Below are 26,643 nucleotides of genomic sequence, written 5' to 3' on the forward strand. Positions count from 1 at the left end.
AATTTCACCTGTGAATAGGGTGATTTTGCTCATCAGTTTTATATTTGAGACGATTTTATATGTGCGTTTCATATATTAAATTCGCCGTCGATTAATATATGAAACTTTGTTTCTTGTTTAATGGAAAAACTATAAATCCGGTATTAAACAAGTCAAGAAATAAAAATGAGCCTTGACGAGAAATTCCGATTATTGGGTCGCCCTGGTTGGCGGTGGGCGACACAAAGCAAGCTGAAATAGTGGTGTCATCAATGCCCGTTAGACTCGCGGCATCCTGGTATCACTGACTAAAAATCATGAACATAAAACTGACACTTGGCCGCCGGGCAAAACCTGCGGCAGCGCTGCCGCACGCATTTGGCATCGGCAAGAGCATGGGCTTATTAGGCGGCGTAATTTGCGTTATTGCGCTATTTTCTCTGCTGCAATTGTTTTCCACCGTATTTATTTCCAATATTCTGCGCGACGCCAAGGTTAACCTGGTGACGGGCGACGGGTTGCATCGCCAGCAGGCGACAATGGATCGCGCCAGACTGTCGCTGCTGACGGCCAGCGACAGCCTGAACCGCGCGGGCATCTATTATCTGCAGGACAAAGTCACCGGCTCCGACGGCAGTTGGCATAGCCTGCTGGATGAATCGTTGGCGGCGTTGGCGGCTTCAAAGCAGGCCTTTGCCCGGTTCGAGCGCTTGAGCGCGGCTGCGCCCGAAGCGACGGGCGCCCTGAAAGACAGTTATCGCCTGTTCTATGACGGCCTGAAGGAACAGGCGCAAGGGTTGCAAAACAGCGCCAGCATCGATGCGTTTTTCGCCGTGCCGATCCAGGCGTTTCAGGCGGATTTCAACGAAAAGTACCTCGCGTATCAGGCGCTGAACGAACAGCGTGGCGATGACGTCAACGTGCGGCAATTGGCGGCGCTGGAGCAGGCCAAAACCTTTGCGCTTGGCGCATTGGCCGCGCTGGCGCTGATCGCCGTGGGGGTGTGGTTCGGCGTCGCTCGCTGGGTGATAGCACCGCTGCAGCGGGCAATTGTCCACCTCAACGTGCTGGCCGCCGGCGATCTTTCGCGGCCGCTGCCGCCTGAGCGGGCGTTGAACCGCGAGATGCGTCAGCTGCAGACCAGCATTGGCCATATGCAAAGCGGCTTGCAGCGCCTGGTAAGCGAGGTGCGCGATGCGGCGAGCGGGATCCTGAACGGCGTCGAGCGGCTGGCGGGCGGCAATCGACAGTTGACGGCGCAGTCGGCGAAGCAGGACGGGGAATTGCAGTTGGCGACCGAGCACGTGCAGCAGCTGGCGGCGCGGGTGGAAGAAAACGGCCAATACGCCCAGCAGGCCAGCCAACGAACCGAATTGGCCCGGCAGTGCGCCGGCGCCGGTGAGCAGATGATGCAAACCGTCAACGTTTCGATGCACGGGATCGTCAACCAATCGGCCGAGATGCGCGGCATTGTCGCGCTGATCGACAGCGTGGCGTTCCAGACCCATATTCTGGCGCTGAATGCGGCGATCGAGGCCGCGCATGCCGGCGTTCACGGCCGCGGCTTTGCCATCGTAGCCAAAGAGGTGGGCCTGCTGGCGCAAAAAAGCAGCCATTCGACGCGCGATATCCAACAGTTGATCAACCGTTCGCTGCTGCAAATCGATCAAGGATCGCAGGCGGTCGAACTTCTGACGGGCAATCTGCGCCAGATTATCGATCTGGTGAACAAATGCAGCGCGCTGATGGGGGAAATCTCGTTGGCGTCGTTCAATCAAGGGGAGAGCATTCAGGCCGTGACGGCGCGCATTGCGACGCTGAATCAGGTGGCGCAGCAAACCGGCGACGTGGTGAGCGCGGTGACCGAGGCTTCGCAGTCGCTGCAGGGCGAATCGGAACGCTTGGAAAAAGCGATGGCGCGTTTCAGGCTGCCTGTGCAATAAATAACCCTGGCGCGGGTTAATGAATAATAAAGCTGCGCTTAATGTTATTCATTATTTCCCCGCGCTGAGGGACGTTATTTCGATAAATAAAAACAGGCCGGCGCTTGTGGATTAAAAAAGCGCCGGCCTGCAGAGAATTATTTTAACGGGAGGATTAACGGCTGGTCTGGTGGCCGATAATGCCGCCCAGCGCTGCGCCGCCGAGGGTGCCCAGCGTGCTGCCGTCGGTCAGCACAGCGCCGCCGACCGCGCCGACGCCCGCGCCGATCGCCGTGTTGCGATCGCGATTGGACATATGCCCACATGCGGTAACGGAAAGCGTCGCCATCACCACCACCAACACACCTGCGGCACGTTTAATATTCATAATGAGTTCCTGGTAAATTGGCTGATTAATGGATTAAAAATAATCCGATTAACCCGCCGGTAGAAGTTGGGATGAATGTATTCCTCAGAAAGAAAATCGAACAGGTAAAAATTCTTAATTTTGCGGCGGTGAAAAGCGATTGCTCGCCGAATGTGCGGCCGCCGACAAAACCGCTGGTCTATACTGGGAAGACGCCTCGCGGGGGCGGGGCACACACTCTGGAGGCCGCCATGTCCGATCTCGTTTCCGCATCCGGCAAACCGGTGAAAATCCCCGGCCCGGATCACCCGATCACCTTGACCCGTCATCCGACGCGAGTCGTGGTGCGTGCTGCCGGGAAAATCCTGGCCGACAGTCGTAATGCGCTCATCCTGCAGGAAGCCACCTATCCGCCGGTGTTTTACTTTCCGCGTGAGGACGTGAATATGGCGCTGTTGCAGAAAAACGAGCACGTCAGCTACTGCCCGTATAAGGGCGACTGCAGTTATTTCACCTTCGCGCTGAACGGCGAGCAGGGGGCCAATACGGCCTGGAGCTATGAAATGCCTTACAACGCCGTGGTGGCGATCAAGGATAATCTGGCATTTTATCCCGATAAAGTGACAGAAATCAGTACTGAAGCCTGACCAGCCGCCGCCGTCGGGCGGGGGCAGGTTGACATTCCGCTTATCCCTACTCATTATGTGTATTACTGGAGACTGATACGCTTTCCTTATGTTTTAATCCGACATAAACGAAACTCTGAGCAGGTGCCAAGGTGTCTACCTCTACGCGATTTGCCGTTGCCATCCATATTCTGACCAACATCACGCTGTGTCGTGGCCAGACGGTGCGTTCCGAAGATATCGCGCGCAGCGTCAACACAAACCCGACGGTGGTGCGGCGGATCCTCGGCGCGCTGGCGGAGGCCGGGCTGACCTATTCGCAGATGGGGCAAGGCGGCGGGGCGCTGCTGGCGCGGCCGGCAGAAGCGATCTCGCTGCTGGACGTGTATCGCGCGGTGGAGGATCAACCTTATTTCATGCTGCACCGCGCCCGGCCTAACGATGCGTGTTATATCGGCCACGCTATTACCCCAGTGCTGGAGCAAGAGTTTGCGCGCGTTGGTCACGCGCTGGAAGCCAGCCTGGCGCAAACCAGCATCGCCGAAATGGCCGGGCAGGTCGAGCGGCAAGCCGGCTATCCTTTCGTCCCTTGTTCATCGCAATATCAAGCGGATACGCAATAAAAACCCACGCCAATTCCGTCTTCCCGCAGAGCATTTTTTGCATTGCGTTAATGTAATTGTGTAAGTTACATTAGCTCGCATCAAGTGTGATGTGGCTCACGTTTTAGACTGCCTCCCCACGATAATCGATCGATTGGCCGGAAACCTTTTCTTCCGGCGCAGATTCGCTGTGCTTATAAACCAGGAGAAAACGATGTTAGAAATGATTGAAAGCTTGGCCACCGTGGTGGTCCTGGTGCCGGTAATGGTGGCCGTCTTGCTCGGCGCGATTTACGGTCTGGGTGAAGTGTTCAACGTCTTTTCCGCTATCGGCCGAAAAAATAACGGCTGAATTTGAACGTCAGGGGACGCAACGCCCCCTGACGTAGGGTTACAATACCGTCGCCAGGAAGTTGCGCGTCCTCTCATGTCCCGGCGCGTCCAGAACCTGCTGCACGCTGCCCGTTTCAACCACCTTTCCCTGATCCATAAAGACAATCTGGTCGGCCACTTCGCGGGCGAAGCCGATTTCATGCGTGACCACCACCATCGTCATGCCCGAATGCGCCAAGTCTTTCATCACCTGCAGCACTTCGCCAACCAATTCAGGATCGAGGGCGGAAGTCGGTTCATCAAACAGCAACACCTGCGGGTTCATCGCCAGCGCGCGGGCGATGGCGACGCGTTGCTGCTGGCCGCCGGACAGTTCACGCGGCCAGGCGTTGATGCGATGTTCCAACCCGACGCGGGCGAGCAACTGCTTCGCCCGTTCCTGCGCCTCGGCTTTTTTTTCCTTTTTCACCCGCTGCGGCGCGTCGCTGACGTTTTGCAACACGGTGCGGTGCGCAAACAAGTTGAACTGCTGAAATACCATGCCGATGCTTTTACGCTGTTCGGCCACCTCGGCTTCTTTCAGCTCGTACAGATGCCGGCCTTTTTGACGATAGCCGATCAGCTGTTCGCCAACGCGAATGGTGCCGCCGTCCAGCTTTTCCAGGTGGTTGATGCAGCGCAACAGGGTGGATTTGCCGGAGCCGGAAGGGCCGAGGATCACCGTCACTGAACCCGCCGGAATGGTCAGGCTGATGTTTTTCAACACTTCGGTGCCGGAAAAGAATTTCCGCACCCGGTTGATGTGGATGGATGCGCTCATTGTTCACCTCCCTGAGGGGCTTTGCGGTTGAGGAAGAACCCGCCGCTGCGCGTTGCCTGCGTGCCGCGGCCAAAATAGCGCTCCACGTAGTATTGGCCAATCGACAGAATCGAAGTCATGGCCAGATACCACAGGGTGGCGACCAGCAGCAGCGGGATGACCTCGTAGGTGCGTTGGTAAATGATCTGCGCCGAATACAGCACGTCCTGCAGGGCAATCACCGACACCACCGCGGTGGTTTTCAACTGCCCGATCACCTCATTGCCCGCCGGCGGCAGGATGGTGCGCATCGCCTGCGGCAATACCACGCGCCACAGGATTTGCCCACGACGGTAACCCAGCGCTTTGGCGGCTTCCAGCTGGCCGCTGCCGACGCTTTGGATGCCTGCGCGCACGATCTCCGCCGCATAGGCCGACTGATGCATCACCAGCGCGATCACCGCCGCGCTGAAGGTGCTGATAAGGGTATTGGTCGGCGCGCTGGCGACTTCGCCCAGAAACGGGATCCACAAGCTGATGCGCGGATAAAGCGCGGCGATGTTGTACCACAGGAACAGCTGCACCAGCATCGGCACCGCACGGAAGAACCAGGTGTAGAACCAGCTTACCGCCACCAATACCGGATTGGCCGACAGGCGCATCAGCGCCAGCAGCACGCCGCCGGCGAAGCCGAACACCACCGAAATCACCGTCAGCTTCAGCGTCATGAGCACGCCGTTGAGGATGGACGCCTCGGTCAGATTTTCCGCCACCACCGACCATTCAAAGCGCGGGTTGTGCAGCATGGAATTGATGATAACGCCGACGATCAGCAGCACAACCAGGGCGCTGAGCCAGCGCCCGTAATGCCGGTGGCCGACGATGCTCAGTTCCGCGTCGTCGACAGGGTGTTGCCCACTCATTTTGCGATCTCTTCATTGATGCCGGCGGTTTTCACGGCACCAAAACCGATATCCCAGCCGTCGAGGATTTTCTGGTAGCTGCCGTCGGCGATCAGAGAATTCAGCGCCGCCTGCACCGGTTTCACCAGTTCGGAGCCTTTCGGCAGGGCGATGGCCACCGTGGTGCCGTCGATGTTGATATCACCGGCCAGCGTCAGCGGTTTAACGTGGGTGGCCTGGTAGCGCAACCCTTCATACGGGCCGAAAAACATCGGCACGCGGCCGCTGATCACCGCCTGCACCCCGGCCGGGCGATCCGGGAAGATCGGCATGGTGATGGCCGGCTTGCCGGCGGCGACGCATTGATCGCTGGCCTGCTGCAGGCGGGTGATCTGCGAGGTGCCTGCGCCGGCGCCGACGGTCTGGCCGCACAGCTGGGCCAGCTCGGTGTAAGGGCCAAGCGCAGCGTCTTTGCGGGCGATCAAGGCCAGCTTGGAAGCGTTGTAATAGCCGACGAAGTCCACTTGCTGGAAGCGCTTTTTGTTGGCGTCAATGTTGGCCAGCGCGACGTCATAACGGCCGGACTTCAGGCCGGGGATGATGTTGTCGAAACCGCCGGTGTCCTTCCAGTGGATCGCCACGCCCAGGCGATCGGCAATCGCGCTCATCACGTCGATTTCACGCCCGGCCAGCGTTTTGTTGTCCGCCTGGTAAAAGGTGGTCGGCGGGGTGTTCGGGTTGGTGCCGGCAACGATATAGCCGGCCTTTTTGATAGCGTCAGGCAGGCTGTCGTGCAGCGCCGGATCGGCGGCAGCTTTCACCGCCGCCTTGAAGGGAACATCGCCTTCAGCGGCATGAGCTGCGGCCAACGGCGCCAGCGTGGAGGAAGCCAACAGCAGGGACAGTACGGTACGTTTGAATGTGGTTTTCATCATGATTTCCCTGCGGATTAAGCCGATTTTACGTTAGCGAAGTTGATTGCCGGTTCCGGCAGACCCAGGTTTTCACGCAGGGTTGCATGCTGATACTCTTCACGGAACAGGCCACGGCGGCGCAGCTCCGGGATCACCAGCTCGACGAACAGTTCCAGCTGGTTAGGCAACACCGCCGGCATGATGTTGAAGCCGTCTGCGCCTTGCTGTTCCAGCCACAGCTGGAAGTCGTCGGCGATCTCTTCGGCGGTGCCTACCACCACGCGGTGGCCGCGCGAACCGGCCGCGACGGCCGCCAGCTCGCGCAGCGTCAGGTTTTCCCGCGCGGCCAGATCGGTCAGCAGTTTCACGCGGCTTTGGCCGCCTTCGGTGGCGCCCACGTTCGGCACCGGGCCGTCCAGCGGGTAATCGCTTAAATCGAAACCAAAGCGCGCCGATAACTGCTCAATGCCGTTATCGATATCCACCAGTTGATTCAGCTGATACCAGGTTTCCTGCGCTTCTTCTTTGGTACGGCCGACAATCGGCATCACACCTGGCAGGATCAGCAGGTGGTCCGGGTTGCGGCCGGCGTCGGCCACGTATTTTTTCTGGCTGCGGTAGAAAGCCTGTCCTTCTTCCAGGCTGGCGGCGGCGGTGAACACCACTTCGGCGGTTTCCGCCGCCAGCTGTTGGCCGGCCGGGGAAGAGCCGGCCTCAATGATCACTGGCCGCCCCTGCGGCGAGCGGGAAATGTTCAGCGGGCCCTGCACCGAGAAATGCTTGCCCTTATGGTTGGCGGCGTGGATTTTCTCGTCGATGGCGTACACGCCATTTTGCTTGTCGCGCACGATGGCGTCTTTTTCCCAGCCGTCCCACAGTTTGTAGCTGGCCTCGAGGAATTCCCGCGCCACTTCATAGCGTTCGGCGTGCGACGGCAGATCTTCACGGCTGAAGTTGCGCGCCGCATCGCTGGAGAATGAGGTCACCACGTTCCAGGCGGCACGGCCGTGGCTGATATGGTCGATGGAGGTCATGGCGCGCGCCAGGTGGAAAGGTTGATCGAACGTGGTGGAGGCGGTCGCCGCCAGCCCGATATGGCGGGTATTGACCGCCAGCGCCGCCAGCAGCGTCAGCGGCTCCAGGCGTGACATCGTCGAGGGCAGGCGGTGCACGCTGGTTGCCAACGCGTCGCCGACGAAGAACATATCGAAGGTGCCTTCTTCGGCTTTTTTTGCGATCCAGGTGAACCAGTCGATATCGGTCGGTGAACCGCTGGCGCCTTCTGCGCGCCATCCCCCGATGTGGTGCCCCAGCGCCTGAACGAACAGGCCGAGACGGAGTTGGCGCGATGGTGTTGAAGGTGAAGTACTCATAGTTATTCCTGTTTTATTATTAATTTAACAATGCAATCAGTCGCGGCAGCGCGCCAGGGGACATAAGCGCGCAGTCGCGGATAACGCTCTCGCCTTCGAGGCCCGGAAGCAGCTGCAAAATGGCGCGCAGCTTGGCGTCGAGGTCTGTCGGCCGGGCGGCGGTTTGCTTTCTTGTGACTATGTCACTTATTTGCCTTCCGTCCTGCAGCGTCAGGGTCAGGCGATGGAAGCGCATCTCCGGATCGAGCGCGTCCGGCGGGGCCGCGGGATCGGCATGGCGCTCAACTTTTGCCGCCAGGGCGGCGATAGCCGCATCGACCGGCTGTTCGCCGTAATGCGTCAGCGTGACCTCGCCGTGGTATAGCGCATCGGCGATGACGTATTCGAGGCTAAAGCGCGCTTCCACACCGGTGGCCGGTTGGCGAATATAGGGCGCGGTATCTGCGCCGGGCGGAAAACTGACCTCAACCAGGGCGATCTCTGCAAGGGCGTCGCCTTGTTCCAGCAGCCGCTCGCGCAGGGCGAGCGCCGCCTCGGCCGCGCTGTGAGTGCCACCGCAGGTCGGGTAGCGCTTGAACTCCAGCCCCGGCTGCAGGATGCGCCAGGGCGTGCCCCAGCCGGCGGTCAGGCATTCCGGTTTTTGCCGGCCGTCGCCGTGGGAAGCCAGCAGGCTGTCCAGCACGCCCTCCGGTTGGCCGATGAAACCGGCCTGAGCCAGCAGGGCGGCGTTGACCGCGTTGCGTGCCGCCAGGCCGGCGTGCAGCGGTTTGGCCGCCGAACCGAACTGGCTGCGCAGGCCCGCCGCCTGGGTGGCCGCCAGGCCGAGAGCAATCTGCGTTTGCCGCTGGTCAAGCTGCAGATAACGCGCCACGGCGGCGCAGGCGGCGACCGCGCCCAGTGTGGCGGTGCTGTGAAAACCCAGCACGTAATGTTGCGTGCCAGCGGCCAATCCCAGCCGGCCGGCGGCCTCTACGCCGATGACATAGGCGGTTAACAGTTCAGTGACATTGTCACTCTCACCGTTCAGCGCCAGCAGGGCGGAGAGCACTACGGTGCTCGGATGGCCACGCAGCGCAGGATGGTAATCATCGAAGTCCAACGAGTGGCTGACATAGCCATAGCGCAATGCGCGGTTCTCACTGCCGTTCGGCGGAAACGTCGTGCCGATCGCTGCCAGACCGGCATCGCTCAACGCCCCGCGGGCAATCGGCAATGCGCAGGCGAAGTAATCTTTCACGCCGCGGCGAGCGGCTGACAGAGCGGTTTGATCCGGCTGGCTGTTCAATATCAGATGAGCGAATTGGGCGGTTATCGATAATGACAAGGCGTTAACACCTGAATTTATAGATGGTTATGCACGAGTGCGGGGTGAAAGGTATTGTGTGGCGGTTTTCTTTGTCCCGAAAGAACGAACGGCGCTTCCATATCGCTGAATGGAATATCACGACGGCACTGTGCCGCCGTCAGGGCTGCTGGCAGGCGCGGCAGGCTGCGATTTAGCTATTTTTGTGCAAATCAAAGCTGAATTTGTTCTAACGCGGTAGAGGACTTAGGCCGAGAAAAGGCGAACGCTCATGATGTCGATAAATGCCCTGAGACGCGGTGTAAGATGTTTGCTGGAAGGCCAGAGGATTTTGAGACTGCCACTGTGTCGGCATTGGTCGCCAAGCACGGGTTGGAGCCGCTGCTGCTCCATCGCCTCCCGTACCGCGAAATCGGGCAGGCAGGCGATGCCCAGGCCCTGTTCCGCCAGGTAAATCAGCGTGTCGACGGTATTGCATACCGTGCGCTTGCCCAGGCCTTCGTCGAGCAGTTTATCTCCGCCCGCCACCGGCCAGGTCTCGACTTTGCCGGTGGTGGGGAATCTGTATAACAGGCAGGCGTGATCGCGCAGTTCTGCCGGCTGGCGGGGTATTCCCGCCCGGCGCAGATAGTCCGGCGCCGCCACCAGCTGTAGGTGAAACGTGCCCAGTTGGCGGCTCATTAAGCGAGAGTCCTCGGTATCGCCCACGCGGATCACCGCATCGAACCCTTCTTCGATCACCGCGACTCGACGGTCGGAAAAATCGGTTTCCAGCTCAATCTCCGGGTAACGCCGAACAAATTCCGCCAGCACCGGATTCAGCAGGCCGCCCACCAGCGGCAAACTGACACGCAGCTTGCCGCGCGGGGCGCTGTGCGTATCGCTGATTTCCCGTTCCGCCGCCGCCAATTCCCCGAGAATGCGCTGACAGCGGTGCAGAAACAGCCGGCCTTCGGCGGTCAGCGTCATGCTGCGCGTGCTGCGGTGAAACAGGCGCGTGCCCAGCCGGTTTTCCAGGCGGGCGATGCTTTTCCCCACCGCGGAAGCGGAAATGCCGAGCACGCGCCCGGCCTCAACGAAACTCAGCGTCTCCGCGGCCTGCACAAAGACGCTCACCCCAGACAGATTATCCATTGCTTGCCCTATTACGGACGTGAGTGTCCGCTATGAAAGGAAATCTAGCCTGTTTTTTCGTTAATCGCCACGCTCTATGCTCGGTGGCGACAGCATGGGCTGACTATCTGAGGTAATAAAGATGAATGAATACGGATCCACCGGCAACGCGATTGACGGCGCGATAGAGCAAGCCTTGCGCGAAAAACGATTGGTTGGCGCGGTCGTTTTGGTGGCGCAGGGCGGTGAGATCGTTTATCGCCGCGCGGCGGGCATGGCGGATCGCGAAGCGGGCAAGCCGATGGCGCTCAATACGCTGTTTCGTCTGGCCTCGGTGTCCAAACCGATCGTGTCCACGGCGGCGCTGGCGTTGATGGCGCAAGGCGCCATGCGGTTAGACGATCCGATCACGCGTTGGCTGCCGAATTTTCGCCCGCGGCTGGCGGACGGCACCCAACCGTTGCTGACGCTATGGCATTTGATGACCCACACCGCCGGATTAAGCTACCGTTTTTTCCAGCCGGAAGGGGGATTCTATGCCCGGCTCGGCGTCTCCGACGGCATGGATGACGCGTCTGTCAGCCTGCAGGAAAACGTGCGGCGCATTGCCTGCGCCCCTTTGCTGGCTCCGCCCGGCGCGGCGTGGCGCTATTCTATCGCCACCGATGTGCTGGGCGCGGTTATTGAACAGGCGAGCGGCCTGCCGCTGGCGCAGGCGGTCAACAAATGGGTGACCGGGCCGTTGGCGATGACGGATACCGATTTCCTGGCGGTGGACGCCGCGCGCCTGGCGGCCGCTTACGCCGATCATCCCGGTGAGCCACGCCGCCTGCGCCAACCGGATCGTTTACCGTTCATCGATGGCAGCGCCGGTTTTCATCTGTCACCGGCGCGTGCGCTGGATCCGCAGGCGTACGCCTCCGGCGGCGCCGGCATGGTCGGTTCGGCGGAGGATTTCCTGCGCCTGCTGGAAACGTTGCGCCAGGGGGGCGGGCAGGTGCTGCCGGCCGAATGGGTGACGGCGTTCACCAGCAACCAAATCGGCGATTTGCCGATGCCGTTTTGGCCGGGACGCGGGTTTGGCCTGGGCATCACCGTGCTGAAAGATCCCGTCGCCGCGCACACGCCGGAGTCCGTCGGGACCTGGCGAATGGGCGGCACCTATGGCCACTCGTGGTTCGTCGATCCTGTCCGGCAGCTCAGCGTGGTGGCGTTTACCAACACGGCGCTGGAGGGGATGTCCGGTGCTTTTGTCGGCGAGATTTGTCAGGCGGTCTATGCCGCGACGGGAGCGATGCAATGCGCCTGATGCCGCCGATTTTCTTCCTCGCGCTGGGGCTGTTCGGCGTTTACTGCATCGAGTTCGGCGTGGTGGGCATTTTGCCGCTGATCATTGCACGGTATGGCATCTCCACGGCGCAGGCCGGCTGGCTGGTCGGGATCTTCGCCTTGACTATTGCGCTGCTCGGGCCGCTGTTGGTGCTGTTGGCGTCGCAATTCAATCGCAAACGCATGTTGTTGATCGCGTTGACCGTGTTTGCGGCGGCCAGCGCGCTGGCCGCACAGGTGGACAGCTTCGCCATGCTCATGCTGCTGCGCATTGTGCCGGCGTTGTTTCATCCGATCTATTTTTCACTGGCCATGGTGGCGGCCGCGGCGCTTTATCCGCCGCATCAAGCTCCCAAAGCAACCGCCTATGCGTTCATCGGCACCAGCATGGGCATGGTGCTGGGGATACCGCTGACGCAATGGATCGCCGGACAGTTCAGCTATGAAGCGTCGTTCAGGTTCTGTGCCTGGGTGAACCTTCTGGCGGCGCTGGGATTGCTGTGGCGTTTGCCTGATGCGGCCGTGCAGCGCCTCAGCTATGGCAAACAGTTGGCAATCCTGCGCAGCGGTACGCTGTGGCTGAATATCACTACCTGCGTGCTGATCTTTGCCGCCATGTTTGCCGTCTATGCTTACGCGGCCGAGTACCTCAGCCGCGAAATCGGTCTCAGCCGCGGCGTCATCGGCTTTCTTCTGGTGGCGTTCGGTGTGGGCGGCGTCGCGGGCAACCTGTTGGCCGGCAGATGGCTGAGCCGCCACCGTGCGGTGACGGTGCTGCTGCATCCGCTAGCCTTGATTGCGGCTTATGCGCTGCTGTATCGCTATGGCAGCGTGAATATTGGCTCGATGACGGCGCTTTGCCTGTATTGGGGAGCGGCGCACACCAGCGGTTTGATTGTCACGCAGATTTGGCTGACCGCCGAAGCCCCGCAAGCGCCGGCGTTCGCCACCGGGCTGTATATCGCCTTTATCAATCTGGGCGTGGCGGTGGGGGCGCTGGCGGGCGGCGGGTTTATCACCGCGTGGGGGCTACAGGGCAGCCTGCTGTGCGGAGCCTTGTTCGCCGCGCTGGCGGTGATTACGATCGCCGCCAGGCTGCGGTTGCAGCGGCAGGCTACCGTTGCGTTGCGTCGATCATCGCCATCACCTGCCGGAACATCGCGCTTTCCGCATCCGCCAGCTCGTTGACCAGCGTAAAGTGATTGCAGTGGCGGTCGGCCAGCAGCTGGACGTCGAGGCCATGCGCCAGGCAGGCGTCATAATAGGCCTGCGTCTGGTTTTTGAAACCTTGGGTTTCCCGCTGGCCGACGTCGAGCAGGATCTGCGGCGCATGGTCTTTCTCCGGCAGCAGAAACAGCGGGCTGAGGGTTTGCGCCTGTTCGGGCGTCAGATGCAGCCAGTCGTTGATGTAGATATCGCACAGCGGGCGCAAATCGTAGAGGCCGCTCAGCGCCAGCGCGCCTTTGATCGCGTCGGGCGGCAGGCGATAGCGTTGCTGCCAGCCGTCGGCGATCAGCATGCCGCACAGGTGACCGCCGGCCGAACTGCCGCTGACGAAAATGCGCGCAGGATCGATGCCGAAGGGGGCCCCGTGATGATAGAGCCAGGCGACGGCGCTGCGCACCTCGTGCACGATTTCCGCGAGCGTCGCTTCCGGCGCCAGCGTGTATTCCAGCGTGGCGACCGCCACGCCGCGGCGAGCAAACGCGGCGGCCATCGAACAGGCTTCCTCTTTGCGCTGTGAATGCCAATAGCCGCCATGAATAAAGATCAGCAGCGGGGCGGGTTGTGCGCTGGCCGGGAACAGATCGAGGCGCTCGGCGGCGCTCATGCCGTAGCGCAGGTCGTAAATGCCGGGCGTCTGCGCCTTGGCTCGCTGGGCCAGCGCGGCGTATTCCGCCATGCAGGCGTCAAAATCCTCCACCGAAGCGCGGGCGTTGTATTGCACGGCGCGTGCGCTCAGGTCTTCAAACGTCAGATCGATGTTCATGCCTTTCTCCGGATTGTTATGTGTTATGCCTTCATCATCGTCCCGCAGGCGAAAAGATGTTTGATCGCCGGTGCGCACAATTGCGACTTCTCCATTGCTGTTATCTGCTGTATATTGCTGTTTTATGCTTTTTACTGCGGAATAAGCCCATGCACAAAGCGGCAAGGCAGCGCCATTTACTGGATTTGCTCAGCGAACGCGGACAGGCGGCGGTGGCGGAACTGGCCACCGCCATCGGCGTGTCGGTCGATACCGTGCGCCGCGATCTGGCCGATCTCGAGCGGCAAGGGTTGGCGCAGAAACATCACGGCGGCGCGATCGCGCTCGAACCGTCCGGCATGCCACGTCAGGCGCGCGCGGCGCTGTTGCCGCAGATCAAGCAGCGGCTCGGCCGCGCGGTGGCTGCGCAGATCCCGCCCGGCAGCACCCTGATGCTGGATGCGGGCAGTACGCTGTTGGCGGTGGCGCAGGCGTTGCGCGGCCCGGCGACGGTGATCACCGCTTCGCTGGATATCGCGCAGTGCCTGAGCGACAGGCCGGAGATCAACCTGATCCTGCTTGGCGGCCAGTGGGATGCGAGCCAGCGGCTGTTCGCCGGCAGCGCCACGCTGGCGTTGCTGGCGCGCTACCGCGCGGATATCGCCTTGCTGGGCGCCTGCGCGGTGCATCCTCAGCTGGGACTGAGCGCCGGCGAAGAGGCCGATGCAGAGGTCAAGCGCGCCATGCTGGCTAACAGCGGCGAGCGCTGGCTGGTGGCCGACCATATGAAGCTGGATCGCTGCGAACCGCATCACGTGGCGGATCTGGCGCAGATCCAACGCCTGTTTACCGATCGCCCGTGGGACAACCTGGACGAACAGTCATTGATTGAACTTTGTGTCGTCGCCGACGACCGCTAGAGGAGAACACTGATGAACGATACCACTCGACCGTTGCAGGTGGCGCTGATTGGCTACGGCTTTGTCGGCAAGGCGTTTCACGCGCCGCTGATTAACGCGGTGCCGGGGTTGGAACTGAGCGTGGTGGCTTCGCGCGATGCCGCCAAGGTGCATGCCGATCTGCCGCACGCGCAGGTGATCGCCGATCCGCTGGAGGCCATCCGCCGGCCGGAGGTGGATTTGGTGGTCATCGCATCGCCGAACGCCACCCATGCGCCGCTGGCGCTGGCCGCGCTGGAGGCGGGCAAGCATGTGGTGGTGGATAAGCCGTTTACGCTGGATTTGGCGCAGGCGCGCGCGCTGATTGCGGCGGCGGAGAAGCACGACCGCCTGCTGTCGGTGTTCCAGAACCGTCGCTGGGACAGCGATTTCCTGGGCGTGAAGCAGGTGATCGAACAGGGGCTGATTGGCAAGGTGACGCACTTTGAGTCGCACATCGATCGTTACCGCCCAGAAGTGCGGGTGCGCTGGCGTGAACAAAACCTCCCTGGCAGCGGGCTGTGGTTCGATCTGGGGCCGCACATGGTCGATCAGGCGCTGCAGCTGTTCGGCTTGCCGCACAGCGTGCAGGCCAACATCGCCACGCTGCGCCCCAACGCGCAGATTAACGACTGGGCTCACGTGGTGCTCAACTACCCGACGCACCGCGTGATCCTGCATGGCAGCATGCTGGTGGCGGGGGGCGTCTCACGCTTTACCGTGCACGGCGAGAAAGGCAGCGTGGTCAAAGCGCGCGCCGACGGGCAGGAGAGCCAACTGCTGGCCGGCGTGACGCCGGGATCGGCGGAGTGGGGCAAAGACGACGATGCGATGAGCCTGTTTATCGGCACGGAGCCGATGCGTACGCTGCCGACACCGGATGGCGATCAGCGCCAGTATTACTTCCAGGTGCGCGATGCGTTGCGCGGCGCAGGCGCCAACCCGGTCACCGCTGCGCAGGCGTTGGCGGTGATGGCGGTGCTGGAAGCGGCCACCCTGGCGGCGGAAACCGGCGTCACCCAAACTCTGCCGCTCACCGAGGCGGAAATCGCCGCCTGGTGACGGCTCGCGTCAGATAAGGCGTCAGACGCATGGATACAGTGCACGCCGTGCGTCTTCCGCCATCCCAACCCCTGACATAGGCTAATTCTCAGTCTATGTCAGGAGTGTTCATCATGTTATCCCATCCTTCGCCGCAAGGCGTCCGCGGCATACTGGCCGCTCTTTCTCTGAGCATGCTGCTGTCATCGCTTGGCATCAGCATTGCCAACGTCGGGCTGCCGGCGCTCGCCACCGCGTTCCATGCCTCGTTCCAGGCGGTGCAGTGGGTGTTGCTCTGCTATTTGCTGGCCGTCACCACTTGCATCATCGGCATCGGCCGTTTGGGCGACAGCCTCAATCGCCGCCGCCTGCTGCTGGCGGGCATCGCGCTGTTTACCGCCGCTTCGCTGGTTTGCACGCTGGCTCCGCAACTGTGGCTGTTGCTGGCGGCGCGCCTGATGCAGGGGCTGGGGGGCGCAGTCATGATGTCGATCGCCATGGCGCTGGCGGGCGAGGCGCTGGGGACGGAAAAAATCGGCCGCGCGATGGGGCTGCTCGGCACGATGTCGGCCGTGGGCACCGCGCTGGGGCCGTCGTTGGGCGGCGCGCTGATCGCCGGTTTCGGCTGGCGGGCGATGTTCCTGATCAACCTGCCGCTGGGCCTGCTGGCGCTGTGGCTCGCCTGGCGATACTTGCCGAATGGGCCGCGCGCGGCAGCGCGCGCGGAACCGTTCGATCGCGCCGGCACGTTGCTGCTGGGCGGCGCATTGCTCTGCTATTCGCTGGCGATGACCCTCGGGCGCGGCGACTTCGGCGCACTCAATCTGGCGTTGATGCTGGGGGCGCTGTTGGCGGGGGCGCTGTTTATCCGCGTGGAGCGCGGCGCCGCATCGCCGCTGCTTGCGCCGTCGATGTTCCGTCATCCGGCTCTGACGGCGGGGCTGGCGGCCAGCGCGCTGGTGATGACGGTCATGACCGCCACGCTGGTGGTCGGGCCGTTCTATCTGTCACGCGCGCTGGAGTTAAGCGCCGCGCAGGTGGGGCTGGTGATGTCGGCGGGGCCGGCGGTGGCGATCCTGACCGGCATACCGGCCGGCTATCTGGTGGATCGTTTTGGATCGCAGCGCATTGCCCTGCTCGGGCTGATGGCGGTGGCCGCCGGCGCGGCGCTGCTGTCGCTGCTTAACCGTTGGGGCGTGCTCGGCTATATCGTCCCCATCGCGCTGCTGACCGCCGGCTATGCGCTGTTTCAGGTGGCCAACAACACCATGCTGATGAAAGATCTGTTTCCTGAACGGCGCGGGCTGATCGCCGGCATGGTGAACCTGTCGCGCAATCTCGGGGCGATCACCGGCGCGTCGGCGATGGGGGCGCTGTTTTATCTGGCTTCGCAGCAGGTCGCGGGCGCTGCGGCCGCCGCGGCTTACGGCATGCGGGTGACCTACGGCGTGGCGGCGTTGTTGGCATTGGCGGCGTTGCTCATCGCCTTCGGCGGCCGCCGCCTGATGCTGCGTTACGGCGCGCGCTGAACCGCGTAGCGTTCTTGTACGAAACCGTTGTCCGATGAGGTGACGGCAAGCAGGCGCAGGCGCTGCTCCGGGCCGTCGGCGCCGAATAAGGGGATACCGCCGCCCAGCAGCAGCGGCACGCGCGTAATCGTCAGTTCGTCGATTAAGCCGGCCTGCAGGAAGCGCTGCACGGTCTGGCCGCCGTCGATATACAGGTGACGGCAGCCGGCCTCGGCCAACCGCGCCACGATGCTGGCCGGTTCGCCGCTCATCCAGCGGACAGGTTCTGCGCCGTGCGATGCGGGCTGCGTCGACAGCACCACCACCGGCAGTGCGCCATAGGGCCACTCGGGAAAGGCGCGGACTTTTTCATAGGTATGGCGACCCATCACCAGCGCGTCGATGTCGGCGACAAACGCTTCAAAACTCAACCCATTGAGCAGCGAAACCGCGTATTCGGGCCGCAGCAGCCAGTCAATGTCGCCATCCGGGCCGGCAATGAATCCGTCTACGCTGGTGGCGATGTAAACCGAGCATTTCATCAGGCGAGATCTCCCCGATAAACCACATGCACCTTGTTGCCGTCGGGATCGCGCAGGTAAGCGCCGAAATAGCCTTTGCCGTAGTGCGCGCGCTCGCCGGGTTCGCCTTCACTGCTGCCGCCCGCCAGCAGACCGGCGGCGTAGGCGCGTTTAACCGCCAGCTCGTCGGCGGCGAGAAAGGCCAGCATGCTGCCGTTGCCGGCGCTGGCGGGCTGTCTGTCGAAGGGTTGGTAGGCGTAAAAACGCGGCAGCGTTTGGCCTGGCATCACCCAGCAGCGGGCGGCGGGGCCGCCGTCCGGCGTCACTTCCCGCCGTTGTAAACCCAATGGCAACAGAATGGCGTCGTAGAACGCGGCGGCGGCATCCAGATCGCTGACGCCGACGGTAATATGGCTGAACATGGCGCGTTTCCTTTCCCAAGAGAGAATAATGAACGCCTAAAACAGTAGCAGCGATATCGCAGGATGGACAGACTGCCGTGGAGGATTCGGATTAGGGACGCGCGCAGGGGGAAGCGCGCTTCACGGTTTGCGGGGCAGGCCGCCGTTCAATTGCTCTCGACTCGCGGATTGGCGTGGGTCGGCTGGCTGGGATAATCCACCTGATGCTTGTGCAGATAATCGCGGATCAGCTGACGCACCACCTGGGAAGGGGTGACGTCCTGCTGCAGGCACAGCTCTTCCAGGGCTTTCTTCTTGTCCGGGTCAATCAGCACCGTTAGCCGCGCCGTTTTCTTTTCCATCAGGATCCTCCAGAGAATGATGACTGAATGATAATACCATGTGGACGAAGCGGCCAGCCAGACCGCGTCGCCGCTCGTTCTTAGCGGAAATGCAGCCGTTCTATCTTGCGTGACAGGTAGCCGAGTTCGCAGTTGAACAGCTCGCCGCTGCCGGCGGCCAGCGTGCGAAGCGTGCTGAGCGGCAACGTCACCTGGGCCGGCGTGGCGTAAATGATCACGTTGCCGCTGGGGGCGACGCAAAACAATACGGTGCCGAATATCCGGTGCAGGCTGTGGTACAGCAGGCTGTTCTCATCGGGCAGATCGTGGTAATTGAGCACCAGCCAGCCCCCGTCGTTCAGCCGCGCGGCGCAGTTTTCCAGGAATGTCTGGGTGCCTTGCTGCGGATCCATGGCGAACGCCGAATAGAGATCGGAGAAAATCAGATCGTAACGCGTCTCGGCGGGCGGGCGCACAAAGTCCATGGCGTCGGCGGTACGCAGGCTGATGGTGTCGGTGGCCGGCAGCGTAAAATAGCGGCGCGCGACGGCGATCACTGCGGCGCGCAGTTCAACCACGTCCAGACGCATGGCCGGATCGAGCGCGTGCAGCGCACGCAGCAGGCTGCCGCCGCCTAACCCCAGGATCAACGCCGAGCTTGGCGGCTGCCAGGCCACCGCCATCAGCATCGCTTTGATGTAGTTGTGGATCGGCTGCGCGGGGTTGCTGAGGCTCATCTTGCTTTGCTCGCAGATGCCGTCAAACCGCAGCGTGCGGTAGCCCTTGTGATCGGAAACGATGATTTCGCCCCAGGCGTCGGCTTCGCGAGCGATCACCTGGCCGCGCGGGGAGAAATCGAGGGTTCTGAGTAAGCTGTCAACCAGAGACATGGTATTCGCAGGGTTCCTTTGGCAAGCGGCCTATTTACGGGCGCACATGAAATCGGCGGTGCAAATGCGCCGGCCATCGATGCTGGCGCGGCCGGTGAAGCGGGCGATCGCGCCACGCCGGCGTACAAAGGCGACCTCCATCAACACCTGGTCGCCGGGACGGGCGGCGCGATAAAACCGCGCCCGCTGAATGGAAGCGAAGTAGTAATGTTCCCCTTCGTTCAACGCCCCGAGATAATAGTGCGCCAGCAGCCCGGTGCTTTGCGCCAGCGCTTCCACCAACAGCACGCCGGGAAAACCGGCGAAGTGCGCATGGCCGTTCCAGAACGTCGGCTCATTGGCGGTGATGTTCTTGATGGCGCTCAGCCGCCCTTCGGCAATGCAGGTGCCGGCGGGCAACACGCGATCGACCAACAGGCAGGGATAACGATGAGGCAGAATCGCCTGAATATCGTTGAATTGCAGGGGGTGACCGTTTAATGGCATGGAGGTGCGTGATCCTGTCTGCGGCGAATCCGGTGCGGTGGCCGGCGTTCGGTCCATAATGAGTGTAATGACATTATAATAAAATTATCATCAGATGTGCCAGATGAAAGACATGACGGCGGCGACGGTTGGGGAATAGCGAAGGAGGGGATGACACCCGATCCTGACGATCGGGCGTGGCGGCGCGTTTAATGCTTGGAGCGGGTCACCTTGTCCAAATAACCCATCACGAAGGCGGAGAGCACGAAGGTGAGGTGGATGATCACATACCACATCAGCTTGTTGTCGGGCACGTTCTTGGCGTCCATAAACACCCGCAGCAGGTGAATGGAGGAGATGGCGACGATAGATGCGGCGACCTTGTTTTTCAACGAGGTGGCGTCCATTTTGCCCAGCCAGCTCAGTTTTTCTTTTCCTTCGGTGATATCCAATTGCGAGACGAAATTTTCGTATCCGGAGAACATCACCATCACCAGCAGCCCGCCAACCAGCGCCATGTCGACCAACGACAACAGGGTCAGGATCAGATCGGCTTCAGCGACGGAGAAAATATTGGGCAGGACGTGCAGGATCTCCTGAAAAAATTTGATAGACAGGGCGACCAGGGCCAGTGAAAGGCCGAAATAAACCGGCGCGAGCAGCCAGCGGGAGGCGTACATCGCGTTTTCTAGCAAGCGTTCCATCATAAAATTGTTTTAAATGCGTAGCAAAAAGGGCGCTCAGTATAGCGCAAGAGGCCTGGGTAAAATCAACCGCTTGCGCCAGTAGAGGGCGATATCAGGCCGCTACGCGCGCCGTTTTGCGCCCGCTGCGGATCCACAGCGCCACGGCCCCCGCCGCCGTCGCCAGCGCCACGACGCCCGGCCAGCCCGCGCTTGCCAGAATGCGGCTGCCGAGGGCGGCGCCGGTCGCCATACCGATGAATACGCCGGTGAACAAGAGGGCGTTCAATCGGCTGCGAGCTGCTGGATCGAGACCGTAAACGATGGTTTGATGCGCGATCAGCGTAGCCTGGATGCCCAGATCGAATCCGACGGTGCTCAGCGCAATGAGCGCCAGCTGCGCCGGGAGCGGCAACAGCGGCAGCAAAAACATCAAGGCGAAGGAGGCCAGAACCAGTCCCGCGCCGATACGGGTCACGACGTCAGGGCCGTGCCGATCGGCCAGACTTCCCGCCAACGGCGCCGCCAGCGCACCCGCCCCCGCCAGGCCAAACGCGCCGGCGGCCGCGCTGCCGATCTGGTAGCGCTCCGCCAGCATCAACGCCAGCGTTGACCAGAAAGCGCTGAAGCCCAATGACAGAAAGCCTTGCGCCAGCGTCGCGCGCCGCAGCGCGGGATACTCGGCCCACAGATGTCCCAGCGAGCGCAGCAGCGCGGGGTAACTCAGCGCGTTATGGGGGCGAAGACGCGGCAACATGCGCCAGATCGCCAGCGTGATCGGCAAAACGCCCAGCGCCGCGAGCGCGTAGACGCTGCGCCAGCCGGCGAACTCGGCGAGCGCGCCGCTGAACACGCGCGACAGCAAAATGCCGGCCAATAGCCCGGTCATCACCGCGCCGACGGTTTTGCCGCGGCTGGCCTCTGGCGCCAGCGTGGCGGCGGCGGGGATAATGTCCTGCGCGACGGTGGCGGTCAGGCCTATCGCCAGGCTGCTGAGCAACAACAGCGGAAACGAGGCGGCAAAAGCGCAGAGTAACAGCGTCAGCGCCAGCAGCGCGCCTTTTACCAGAATGATCCGCCGGCGATCGTACCGGTCGCCGAGCGGCGCCAACAGTAAAATGCCCAGCGCATAACCTAACTGGGTCAGCGTCGGCACCATGCCGGCATCGGCGACGCCGGCGTGGAAATCGGCGCCCATCATGCCAAGCATGGGCTGACTGTAATAGATTGACGCGACGCTAAGGCCGGCGCCGGCGGCCAGCAGAAATACGACGTTGGCGGACGGTGCGCCGTGGGTGGTGGCGGTGCTCATGGCAAAAATTCCTGCAAGGTGAATGTGCGGCCATTTTTACCGCTTGCTTCATTCCGCTGTAGCCCCCTCGCAGGTAAAACTGTTATACACTTAACGTATGAATAAAATTAACTTACCTAACGGCGACCGCATAACTTTGCTGCATACGCTGGTGCGCATCGTCGAAAGCGGCAGCTTGTCAGCCGCGGCGCAGCAGCTGGGCACTTCGCAGCCGACAATCAGCCGGCGTCTGCAGGCATTGGAACAGCTGCTGGGCGCCAAACTGATCCAGCGGACGACCCACGCCCTGAAACTGACCGACGACGGCGAGCGCTGTTACCGCCAGGCGCGGGGGCTGATCGAACAATGGCAAAGCCTGGAAGAAGGGCTTGGCGGCGCGCGCGACGAACCGGTCGGCGTGTTGCGCGTGCGGGCGCCGCACGCATTCGGTCAAGATCAGCTGATCGGTCCGTTGGGCGAGTATTTGCGGCGCTATCCGCAAACTTACGTTGAGTGGACGCTGAACGATCATTCTCCGGACTTTATTCCCGAGGGGGTGGATTGCGCCATTCACGTCGGGGCGGTGACCGATCCGTCGGTCGTGGCGGTGTTGCTGGCGGAGGTGCCGCGCAGCACGGTGGCGTCACCGGCGCTGTTGGCTGAACGACCGGCGATCGTCGATCTCGACGATTTAGCCTCATTGCCGTGGTTGGCGGTAAACAGTTTTTATCGTAATGAGGTCGTCTTGACTCACGCGACCAGCGGTGAACAGCGGCGTTTCGACATCGCGCCGAGGTTGAGCACCGACAGCCTTTATGCGGCGCGCAAGGCGGCGCTGGAAGGGCTGGGCGTCGCGATCGTGTCGTCTTGGGTGGTGAAAGAAGAATTGGCGCAAGGCGCTCTGCAGACGCTGTTACCCCTGTGGCGAGCCGAGCCACTGCCTATTTACCTGTTGTATCCCTACGCCAGCTATTATCCCGCGCGTTTACGCAAATTCATGGAAATGATGAAAGAAACGATGCCGCGCATTCTCGGCGCGCAGCCGCCGACGGGGCGCTGACGGCCTTCAGTGTCTGGCTTTTTTTCCGTCGCTGTGGCCGAGAGAACGATCGGGGAAGCTGTGATCGCGCAGCCGCTGCTTTAACTGCGCCGCATCGGGGAAGCCGCCGTCAATCTTGCGATCCCAAATCATCACGCCATCGACGCTGATTTGGTAGACCCCGCCGGTGCCCGGCATCAGGGTGACGGAGGCGAGATCGTCGCCGAAGGTGTTCAGCAGCTCTTGCGCCATCCAGCCGGCGCGCAGCAGCCAGTTGCATTGTGAACAGTAGTGAATCGTAACGGCGGGTGCGTTTTTCATCGTTGATCGACCGGTTAGTGGTGACGGCTTGCAATCTGCCTGCGGGCTCGCAAGCGATGGTGGCTGTGTATCGCCAAATAGTCAAGCGCCTGCTGCGGCCAGAGCGACAAGGGGAGCCGCGTGCTCGTCACGGCCGCTTGCTTCCGGCAAACCATTCAACCCCGCGCAGCATGCCCGCCCAATAAAACCGGGGCAAAAACCAGGCTTTCAGCCACCAGGCCATAAGGCTGGGCTGGGTGGCGTCGAGCAGTGGAAACGTGGGCAGCAATTTACCGTCATAGCCAAACTCCGCCAGCACAACTTTGCCTTTCTCGACCGTCAATGGACAGGAACCATAACCATCATAATGGGCTGTGAGAGGCGTGCCATGAATACGTGCCGCGACGTTTTCCGCCACCACCACCACCTGCTTTCGCGCTGCCGCCAGGGTTTTGGCGTTTGGCGTTGAGCAACAGTCGCCTACCGCAAAAATATCCGGCCAATGCTTATGTTGCAGCGTCAATTTATCCACATCGCACCAGCCGGCGCCATCCGCGAGTCCGCTTTGCGAAATAAACGCCGGGGCTGATTGTGGCGGCACCACGTGAAGCATATCGAAGGGCAGGGTTAACTCGCGTTTTTCTTCTTCATTTGCCTCCACGGCGAATATCGCTTGCCGATTTTCGCCATCTATACGGATTAAATTATGATTGAAGTTGACCTGTGCACGGTATTTTTCCAAATAGCCGCTCAGCGGAGGGACAAATTGCGGAATGCCGAAAACCGCCGTGCCCGCAAGGCAGAAATTGACGTTAATATTATTCAGGGTGCCTTGGCGGCGCCAGTGGTCGCATGACAGATACAAGGCTTTTTGCGGTGCGCCGGCGCATTTTATGGGTAACATCGGTTGAGAAAATATAGCCTGGCCGCCTTTCATTTCCCGGACCAGTTTCCAGGTGTATTCGGCAAGGTCAAAGCGATAATTAGAGGTGACGCCGTTTAATCCCAGGGTTTCTTCAAGGCCCTCTATTTTATCCCAGCGTAAAACGAGGCCGCAGGCAACAATAAGAAAGTCATAGTTTATTTTCTGCCCTTGGCGGGTCTCGATGTATTTTTGACTGGGCTCAACCCTGACAACGCTATCCTGTACCCATGCGGTACCTGAGGGCAGGACAGCGCGCATGGAACGCCGTGTTTTATTGATATCAAACAGCCCGCCGCCCACCAGGGTCCATGCCGGTTGATAATAATGGCAGTCGCTAGGTTCAATTACCGTTATATCAATGCCTTTAACTCGCTTCCTTATGCTTGCCACGACGCTTATTCCAGATGAACCACCGCCAATAACAACAACTTTCTTCTTGGTGTTTATTTTTTCCGGTTTCATGCAGGCCTCCTTTCATAAGAAAGTAGGGGGTTAATGCCCAGATTAAAAGGGAATTCATAGAACTTATGGTTATATTAAAAATCACATATTCGATTTGGCTATATGTAATAGCTAAATGTAATAAGTTATTTGACAATCAATGCGAACTGATCGTTAATAAATACCACAAACACCGTTCAGGAATTAACCCATTGGATTTTTTCCATTTTACTTTTTATACCCTGATGTTATTGGTGATAACCGGAGGAATAGTCGGATTTCTCTTGGCCCTGACAGGCGGAGGCGGCTCCATCGTTTGTGTGCCGCTGCTGCTGTATATGGTGCAAATCCCGGATACGCATTTGGTGATAGGCACCAGCGCCATGTCCGTCGCCGTCAGCGCGCTGCTCAACCTTTTTGCGCACGCCGCCAAAGGAAACGTCCGGTGGCGAACCGGCATTGTCGTGTCGCTGGTCGCGGTGGCCGGCACGCTGGCAGGTTCACAAATGGGAAAAATTACGGACGGGCGCTATCTAACCCTGCCTTTCGCTTTGCTGATGCTGATTGTCGCCGGATTAACGCTGAAAAAAAATCACCGGGCCGGCAACGGATTGGCTTCTCCTGATGCGGCCTTTCATCCCGCCATCGTGTGGCCCTGCGTGTTGGCGCTGGGCGCGGTGGCCGGCTTTCTGGGGATCGGCGGCGGATTTTTAGTGGTGCCGGCGCTGCTCTGGTTTTTCCGCTTTTCGCTGCTTGAAGCGGTGGCCACCTCGCTGGTGGTGGTTTCTGCCATGGGTTTATCGACGAGCGCAAGCTATGCCTTGTCCGGCAAGGTGTCGCTCGTCATCACGTGCTGGCTGATCGTCGGCGGTGTTCTGGGGGGCGTCGTGGGGGTTGCGCTCACCGAGCGCCTGAAGAAACGCGAGGACATTATCCGTGTGCTCTACGCCGCCATGCTCTTGGTGCTGGCCCTTTATATGCTTTTTAAAAGCTTATAAGACAGAAGGAAAAAATATGCGCATCCGTACATACCATCATCAGCTCTCCTTTTCGGGGGCGCCCGCAGCGAGTGATTTCGCTACCCTGCATCAACAAGGCTACCGGCTTATCGTCAACAACCGGCCGGACGAAGAGCCGGGAGAGTATCTTGACCATCAGCAAGAGAAAGCGTTGGCTGAACAAGGGGGGATGCGTTACGTCTATCTCCCTTATACGTTCGATACGCTGACCTGGGAGACCGTTTACACCTTCCAGTTTCTGTTGCGGCAAGGCAAGAAGACCCTGGCGCATTGCAGGAGCGGGGCGCGCTCGGCTTGCCTCACTCTGCTGTATGCGCTGCGTGAAGGGCGGATCGATGAAGCGCAATTCCGCAGCCAATGCGAAGAATATGGCGCGGATGCCGATAAGGCGCTCAGTTGGTATCGCCGGCATCAGCCCGTTCAGTCTCATGCGGAAGTGCATGCGTTTTATGAGCCGGAAAGCGGCAGCCTGCAGTATGTCGTCGCCGATCCCAAGGCGCGTCGCTGCGCCATCATCGATCCGGTGCTGGATTTTGATCGCCGATCGGGCACGGTCTCGCATCAGCAGGCCCGCACCATTTTAAGCTTTATCCAGCAGCGAGGATGGGGAGTGGCCTGGGTGCTGGATACGCACCCGCATGCCGACCATTTTTCTGCCGCCACCTGGCTGGCGCAGAAAACCGGCGCCCTTACCGGCATAGGCGAAAAAATTACCGCCGTGCAGGGGCTGTGGCAAGACATCTATAATTTGAAAGAATTGCCTCCCGCCGAGACCCTGTGGGATGCGCTGTTTGCGGATGGGGACGTCTTTTTTATCGGCAACCTGCGCGCTGAAGTCTTGCTGTCTCCTGGCCACACGCTGGCGTCCGTCACTTATCACATTGCCGATGCGGCGTTTATTCACGATACGTTTTTCATGCCGGACAGCGGCACCGCAAGGGCCGATTTCCCCGGCGGAAATGCGGAAGCCCTGTGGGATTCGTTGCAGCGGATCTTGAGCCTGCCTGCGGATACCCGCCTGTTTACCGGCCATGATTACCGCCCGGCGGGGCGTGAGGCCCGGTGGGAAAGCACTGTGAGAGAGCAGCGCGAGAACAACCCCTGGGTGGCTAACATGGATAAAGCTCAATTTATCGCGCAAAGAAAGCAGCGAGACGCCACGTTGCCGCATCCGGAATTGATGCTGATGGCGCTGCAGGTCAACATTCGCGGCGGCGTACTGCCTGATTGCGAAGATGATGGGCGGCACTACCTCAAAATTCCTGTTAATCGCTTCAAGGGATGAATCAAACAGCAAAATTTCAGGCGG

The 26,643-nt window shown here is 60.8% G+C and carries 29 protein-coding genes; 12 read left to right on the forward strand and 17 right to left on the reverse strand.

The features are described 5' to 3' along the window. The first annotated feature begins 296 nt into the window (after positions 1–296). Positions 297–1,922, forward strand: a complete 1,626-nt coding sequence (locus tag J0F90_RS11800) for a methyl-accepting chemotaxis protein (protein ID WP_392391985.1) — start codon at positions 297–299, stop codon at positions 1,920–1,922. A 154-nt stretch (positions 1,923–2,076) separates the two neighbouring features. Here J0F90_RS11800 and osmB read toward each other — a convergent pair whose 3' ends face one another. Beyond that, a complete protein-coding gene (gene osmB / locus J0F90_RS11805; RefSeq protein WP_004940700.1) occupies positions 2,077–2,289 on the reverse strand; it encodes an osmotically-inducible lipoprotein OsmB in 213 nt (70 codons plus the stop codon). A 230-nt stretch (positions 2,290–2,519) separates the two neighbouring features. On the opposite strand from osmB, the gene J0F90_RS11810 reads away from it, so the two are divergent. From J0F90_RS11810 to J0F90_RS11820, 3 genes are all read left to right on the forward strand, one after another. Next, a complete protein-coding gene (locus J0F90_RS11810; protein WP_033640383.1) occupies positions 2,520–2,915 on the forward strand; it encodes a DUF427 domain-containing protein in 396 nt (131 codons plus the stop codon). 131 nt (positions 2,916–3,046) lie between these two features. After that, on the forward strand, positions 3,047–3,517 hold the full coding sequence (locus J0F90_RS11815; RefSeq protein ID WP_016927780.1) for an Rrf2 family transcriptional regulator: 471 nt from the start codon (positions 3,047–3,049) through the stop codon (positions 3,515–3,517). A gap of 193 nt (positions 3,518–3,710) precedes the next feature. Then, entirely contained in the window at positions 3,711–3,848 is a 138-nt protein-coding gene (locus J0F90_RS11820) for an AcrZ family multidrug efflux pump-associated protein (RefSeq protein ID WP_016927779.1), read from the forward strand. 39 nt (positions 3,849–3,887) lie between these two features. Here J0F90_RS11820 and J0F90_RS11825 read toward each other — a convergent pair whose 3' ends face one another. The 6 genes from J0F90_RS11825 to J0F90_RS11850 form a co-directional block, all read right to left on the reverse strand. Then, on the reverse strand, positions 3,888–4,649 hold the full coding sequence (locus tag J0F90_RS11825) for an amino acid ABC transporter ATP-binding protein (protein WP_033640382.1): 762 nt from the start codon (positions 4,647–4,649) through the stop codon (positions 3,888–3,890). Next, positions 4,646–5,551: an amino acid ABC transporter permease gene (locus J0F90_RS11830; protein WP_033640380.1), complete on the reverse strand. Its 906-nt coding sequence runs from the start codon at positions 5,549–5,551 to the stop codon at positions 4,646–4,648. The genes J0F90_RS11825 and J0F90_RS11830 overlap by 4 nt, the downstream gene beginning before the upstream one ends. After that, entirely contained in the window at positions 5,548–6,462 is a 915-nt protein-coding gene (locus tag J0F90_RS11835; RefSeq protein ID WP_033640379.1) for an ABC transporter substrate-binding protein, read from the reverse strand. The genes J0F90_RS11830 and J0F90_RS11835 overlap by 4 nt, the downstream gene beginning before the upstream one ends. A gap of 17 nt (positions 6,463–6,479) precedes the next feature. Next, complete coding sequence (locus tag J0F90_RS11840) at positions 6,480–7,817, reverse strand: LLM class flavin-dependent oxidoreductase (protein ID WP_033640378.1); 1,338 nt, start codon at positions 7,815–7,817, stop codon at positions 6,480–6,482. 19 nt (positions 7,818–7,836) lie between these two features. Next, on the reverse strand, positions 7,837–9,141 hold the full coding sequence (locus J0F90_RS11845; protein WP_033640377.1) for an MmgE/PrpD family protein: 1,305 nt from the start codon (positions 9,139–9,141) through the stop codon (positions 7,837–7,839). 225 nt (positions 9,142–9,366) lie between these two features. After that, positions 9,367–10,254, reverse strand: coding sequence for a LysR family transcriptional regulator (locus J0F90_RS11850; RefSeq protein ID WP_033640376.1), 888 nt, complete (start codon positions 10,252–10,254; stop codon positions 9,367–9,369). A gap of 121 nt (positions 10,255–10,375) precedes the next feature. On the opposite strand from J0F90_RS11850, the gene J0F90_RS11855 reads away from it, so the two are divergent. Beyond that, positions 10,376–11,542: a serine hydrolase domain-containing protein gene (locus tag J0F90_RS11855; RefSeq protein WP_033640375.1), complete on the forward strand. Its 1,167-nt coding sequence runs from the start codon at positions 10,376–10,378 to the stop codon at positions 11,540–11,542. After that, positions 11,533–12,750 (forward strand): MFS transporter, encoded by a 1,218-nt coding sequence (locus tag J0F90_RS11860; protein ID WP_033640374.1) that lies wholly within the window; start codon positions 11,533–11,535, stop codon positions 12,748–12,750. Before J0F90_RS11855 ends, J0F90_RS11860 begins: the two co-directional genes overlap by 10 nt. Here the strand turns inward: J0F90_RS11860 and J0F90_RS11865 are convergent. Continuing rightward, a complete protein-coding gene (locus J0F90_RS11865; protein WP_033641421.1) occupies positions 12,677–13,552 on the reverse strand; it encodes an alpha/beta hydrolase in 876 nt (291 codons plus the stop codon). The genes J0F90_RS11860 and J0F90_RS11865 overlap by 74 nt on opposite strands. Before the next feature lie 149 nt (positions 13,553–13,701). Between J0F90_RS11865 and J0F90_RS11870 the strand changes: the two genes are divergently transcribed. The 3 genes from J0F90_RS11870 to J0F90_RS11880 all read left to right on the forward strand — a co-directional run bounded on the left by J0F90_RS11870 (position 13,702) and on the right by J0F90_RS11880 (position 17,039). Further along, positions 13,702–14,451 carry a DeoR/GlpR family DNA-binding transcription regulator gene (locus J0F90_RS11870; RefSeq protein ID WP_033640373.1) on the forward strand — a complete coding sequence of 250 codons (750 nt, stop codon included), beginning with the start codon at positions 13,702–13,704 and terminating at the stop codon, positions 14,449–14,451. 12 nt (positions 14,452–14,463) lie between these two features. After that, on the forward strand, positions 14,464–15,531 hold the full coding sequence (locus J0F90_RS11875; protein WP_033640371.1) for an oxidoreductase: 1,068 nt from the start codon (positions 14,464–14,466) through the stop codon (positions 15,529–15,531). Between the two features lie 113 nt (positions 15,532–15,644). Further along, positions 15,645–17,039 carry an MFS transporter gene (locus J0F90_RS11880; RefSeq protein WP_033640369.1) on the forward strand — a complete coding sequence of 465 codons (1,395 nt, stop codon included), beginning with the start codon at positions 15,645–15,647 and terminating at the stop codon, positions 17,037–17,039. Here the strand turns inward: J0F90_RS11880 and J0F90_RS11885 are convergent. The 7 genes from J0F90_RS11885 to J0F90_RS11915 all read right to left on the reverse strand — a co-directional run bounded on the left by J0F90_RS11885 (position 17,024) and on the right by J0F90_RS11915 (position 21,631). After that, positions 17,024–17,560, reverse strand: a complete 537-nt coding sequence (locus tag J0F90_RS11885; RefSeq protein WP_195757903.1) for a dihydrofolate reductase family protein — start codon at positions 17,558–17,560, stop codon at positions 17,024–17,026. The genes J0F90_RS11880 and J0F90_RS11885 overlap by 16 nt on opposite strands. Next, the gene (locus tag J0F90_RS11890) at positions 17,560–17,961 is read right to left on the reverse strand and encodes a VOC family protein (protein WP_015377846.1); all 402 of its coding nucleotides are present in this window, start codon (positions 17,959–17,961) and stop codon (positions 17,560–17,562) included. Before J0F90_RS11890 ends, J0F90_RS11885 begins: the two co-directional genes overlap by 1 nt. Before the next feature lie 146 nt (positions 17,962–18,107). Further along, positions 18,108–18,302 carry a ribbon-helix-helix protein, CopG family gene (locus J0F90_RS11895; protein WP_004928567.1) on the reverse strand — a complete coding sequence of 65 codons (195 nt, stop codon included), beginning with the start codon at positions 18,300–18,302 and terminating at the stop codon, positions 18,108–18,110. 80 nt (positions 18,303–18,382) lie between these two features. Continuing rightward, positions 18,383–19,171, reverse strand: a complete 789-nt coding sequence (locus J0F90_RS11900) for a spermidine synthase (protein ID WP_033640367.1) — start codon at positions 19,169–19,171, stop codon at positions 18,383–18,385. Between the two features lie 30 nt (positions 19,172–19,201). Further along, on the reverse strand, positions 19,202–19,657 hold the full coding sequence (gene fabZ, locus J0F90_RS11905; RefSeq protein WP_004928563.1) for a 3-hydroxyacyl-ACP dehydratase FabZ: 456 nt from the start codon (positions 19,655–19,657) through the stop codon (positions 19,202–19,204). 188 nt (positions 19,658–19,845) lie between these two features. Continuing rightward, on the reverse strand, positions 19,846–20,340 hold the full coding sequence (locus J0F90_RS11910; RefSeq protein WP_025302805.1) for a TIGR00645 family protein: 495 nt from the start codon (positions 20,338–20,340) through the stop codon (positions 19,846–19,848). A gap of 94 nt (positions 20,341–20,434) precedes the next feature. Further along, on the reverse strand, positions 20,435–21,631 hold the full coding sequence (locus J0F90_RS11915) for an MFS transporter (protein ID WP_033640366.1): 1,197 nt from the start codon (positions 21,629–21,631) through the stop codon (positions 20,435–20,437). A 97-nt stretch (positions 21,632–21,728) separates the two neighbouring features. Between J0F90_RS11915 and J0F90_RS11920 the strand changes: the two genes are divergently transcribed. Continuing rightward, positions 21,729–22,670 (forward strand): LysR family transcriptional regulator, encoded by a 942-nt coding sequence (locus J0F90_RS11920; RefSeq protein WP_015377850.1) that lies wholly within the window; start codon positions 21,729–21,731, stop codon positions 22,668–22,670. A 6-nt stretch (positions 22,671–22,676) separates the two neighbouring features. On the opposite strand, the gene J0F90_RS11925 is transcribed toward J0F90_RS11920, so the two are convergent. Together J0F90_RS11925 and J0F90_RS11930 are read right to left on the reverse strand one after the other, a co-directional pair. Further along, entirely contained in the window at positions 22,677–22,970 is a 294-nt protein-coding gene (locus J0F90_RS11925) for an Rdx family protein (RefSeq protein WP_004928553.1), read from the reverse strand. A 127-nt stretch (positions 22,971–23,097) separates the two neighbouring features. Next, positions 23,098–24,336 carry an NAD(P)/FAD-dependent oxidoreductase gene (locus J0F90_RS11930; RefSeq protein ID WP_033640364.1) on the reverse strand — a complete coding sequence of 413 codons (1,239 nt, stop codon included), beginning with the start codon at positions 24,334–24,336 and terminating at the stop codon, positions 23,098–23,100. Between the two features lie 65 nt (positions 24,337–24,401). Between J0F90_RS11930 and J0F90_RS11935 the strand changes: the two genes are divergently transcribed. Then, complete coding sequence (locus J0F90_RS11935) at positions 24,402–25,313, forward strand: sulfite exporter TauE/SafE family protein (RefSeq protein WP_227944605.1); 912 nt, start codon at positions 24,402–24,404, stop codon at positions 25,311–25,313. A gap of 16 nt (positions 25,314–25,329) precedes the next feature. After that, positions 25,330–26,619 carry a bifunctional sulfur transferase/dioxygenase Blh gene (gene blh / locus J0F90_RS11940; protein WP_033640361.1) on the forward strand — a complete coding sequence of 430 codons (1,290 nt, stop codon included), beginning with the start codon at positions 25,330–25,332 and terminating at the stop codon, positions 26,617–26,619. Positions 26,620–26,643 lie beyond the last annotated feature (24 nt).

It is taken from the genome of Serratia marcescens subsp. marcescens ATCC 13880 (assembly GCF_017299535.1).
GTDB lineage: Bacteria > Pseudomonadota > Gammaproteobacteria > Enterobacterales > Enterobacteriaceae > Serratia > Serratia marcescens.

Bases quoted from the DNA above. Each gene is read 5' to 3' on its own strand.
- J0F90_RS11870 (WP_033640373.1), top strand. From the start codon at position 13,702: ATGCACAAAGCGGCAAGGCAGCGCCATTTACTGGATTTGCTCAGCGAA.
- J0F90_RS11850 (WP_033640376.1), bottom strand. From the start codon at position 10,254: ATGGATAATCTGTCTGGGGTGAGCGTCTTTGTGCAGGCCGCGGAGACG.
- J0F90_RS11840 (WP_033640378.1), bottom strand. From the start codon at position 7,817: ATGAGTACTTCACCTTCAACACCATCGCGCCAACTCCGTCTCGGCCTG.
- J0F90_RS11895 (WP_004928567.1), bottom strand. From the start codon at position 18,302: ATGGAAAAGAAAACGGCGCGGCTAACGGTGCTGATTGACCCGGACAAG.
- J0F90_RS11800 (WP_392391985.1), top strand. From the start codon at position 297: ATGAACATAAAACTGACACTTGGCCGCCGGGCAAAACCTGCGGCAGCG.
- J0F90_RS11910 (WP_025302805.1), bottom strand. From the start codon at position 20,340: ATGGAACGCTTGCTAGAAAACGCGATGTACGCCTCCCGCTGGCTGCTC.
- J0F90_RS11935 (WP_227944605.1), top strand. From the start codon at position 24,402: ATGGTTATATTAAAAATCACATATTCGATTTGGCTATATGTAATAGCT.
- blh (WP_033640361.1), top strand. From the start codon at position 25,330: ATGCGCATCCGTACATACCATCATCAGCTCTCCTTTTCGGGGGCGCCC.
- J0F90_RS11865 (WP_033641421.1), bottom strand. From the start codon at position 13,552: ATGAACATCGATCTGACGTTTGAAGACCTGAGCGCACGCGCCGTGCAA.
- fabZ (WP_004928563.1), bottom strand. From the start codon at position 19,657: ATGCCATTAAACGGTCACCCCCTGCAATTCAACGATATTCAGGCGATT.
- J0F90_RS11830 (WP_033640380.1), bottom strand. From the start codon at position 5,551: ATGAGTGGGCAACACCCTGTCGACGACGCGGAACTGAGCATCGTCGGC.
- J0F90_RS11835 (WP_033640379.1), bottom strand. From the start codon at position 6,462: ATGAAAACCACATTCAAACGTACCGTACTGTCCCTGCTGTTGGCTTCC.
- J0F90_RS11915 (WP_033640366.1), bottom strand. From the start codon at position 21,631: ATGAGCACCGCCACCACCCACGGCGCACCGTCCGCCAACGTCGTATTT.
- J0F90_RS11810 (WP_033640383.1), top strand. From the start codon at position 2,520: ATGTCCGATCTCGTTTCCGCATCCGGCAAACCGGTGAAAATCCCCGGC.
- J0F90_RS11875 (WP_033640371.1), top strand. From the start codon at position 14,464: ATGAACGATACCACTCGACCGTTGCAGGTGGCGCTGATTGGCTACGGC.
- J0F90_RS11920 (WP_015377850.1), top strand. From the start codon at position 21,729: ATGAATAAAATTAACTTACCTAACGGCGACCGCATAACTTTGCTGCAT.
- J0F90_RS11930 (WP_033640364.1), bottom strand. From the start codon at position 24,336: ATGAAACCGGAAAAAATAAACACCAAGAAGAAAGTTGTTGTTATTGGC.
- J0F90_RS11855 (WP_033640375.1), top strand. From the start codon at position 10,376: ATGAATGAATACGGATCCACCGGCAACGCGATTGACGGCGCGATAGAG.
- J0F90_RS11890 (WP_015377846.1), bottom strand. From the start codon at position 17,961: ATGTTCAGCCATATTACCGTCGGCGTCAGCGATCTGGATGCCGCCGCC.
- J0F90_RS11860 (WP_033640374.1), top strand. From the start codon at position 11,533: ATGCGCCTGATGCCGCCGATTTTCTTCCTCGCGCTGGGGCTGTTCGGC.
- J0F90_RS11880 (WP_033640369.1), top strand. From the start codon at position 15,645: ATGTTATCCCATCCTTCGCCGCAAGGCGTCCGCGGCATACTGGCCGCT.
- J0F90_RS11820 (WP_016927779.1), top strand. From the start codon at position 3,711: ATGTTAGAAATGATTGAAAGCTTGGCCACCGTGGTGGTCCTGGTGCCG.
- J0F90_RS11825 (WP_033640382.1), bottom strand. From the start codon at position 4,649: ATGAGCGCATCCATCCACATCAACCGGGTGCGGAAATTCTTTTCCGGC.
- J0F90_RS11900 (WP_033640367.1), bottom strand. From the start codon at position 19,171: ATGTCTCTGGTTGACAGCTTACTCAGAACCCTCGATTTCTCCCCGCGC.
- J0F90_RS11885 (WP_195757903.1), bottom strand. From the start codon at position 17,560: ATGAAATGCTCGGTTTACATCGCCACCAGCGTAGACGGATTCATTGCC.
- osmB (WP_004940700.1), bottom strand. From the start codon at position 2,289: ATGAATATTAAACGTGCCGCAGGTGTGTTGGTGGTGGTGATGGCGACG.
- J0F90_RS11925 (WP_004928553.1), bottom strand. From the start codon at position 22,970: ATGAAAAACGCACCCGCCGTTACGATTCACTACTGTTCACAATGCAAC.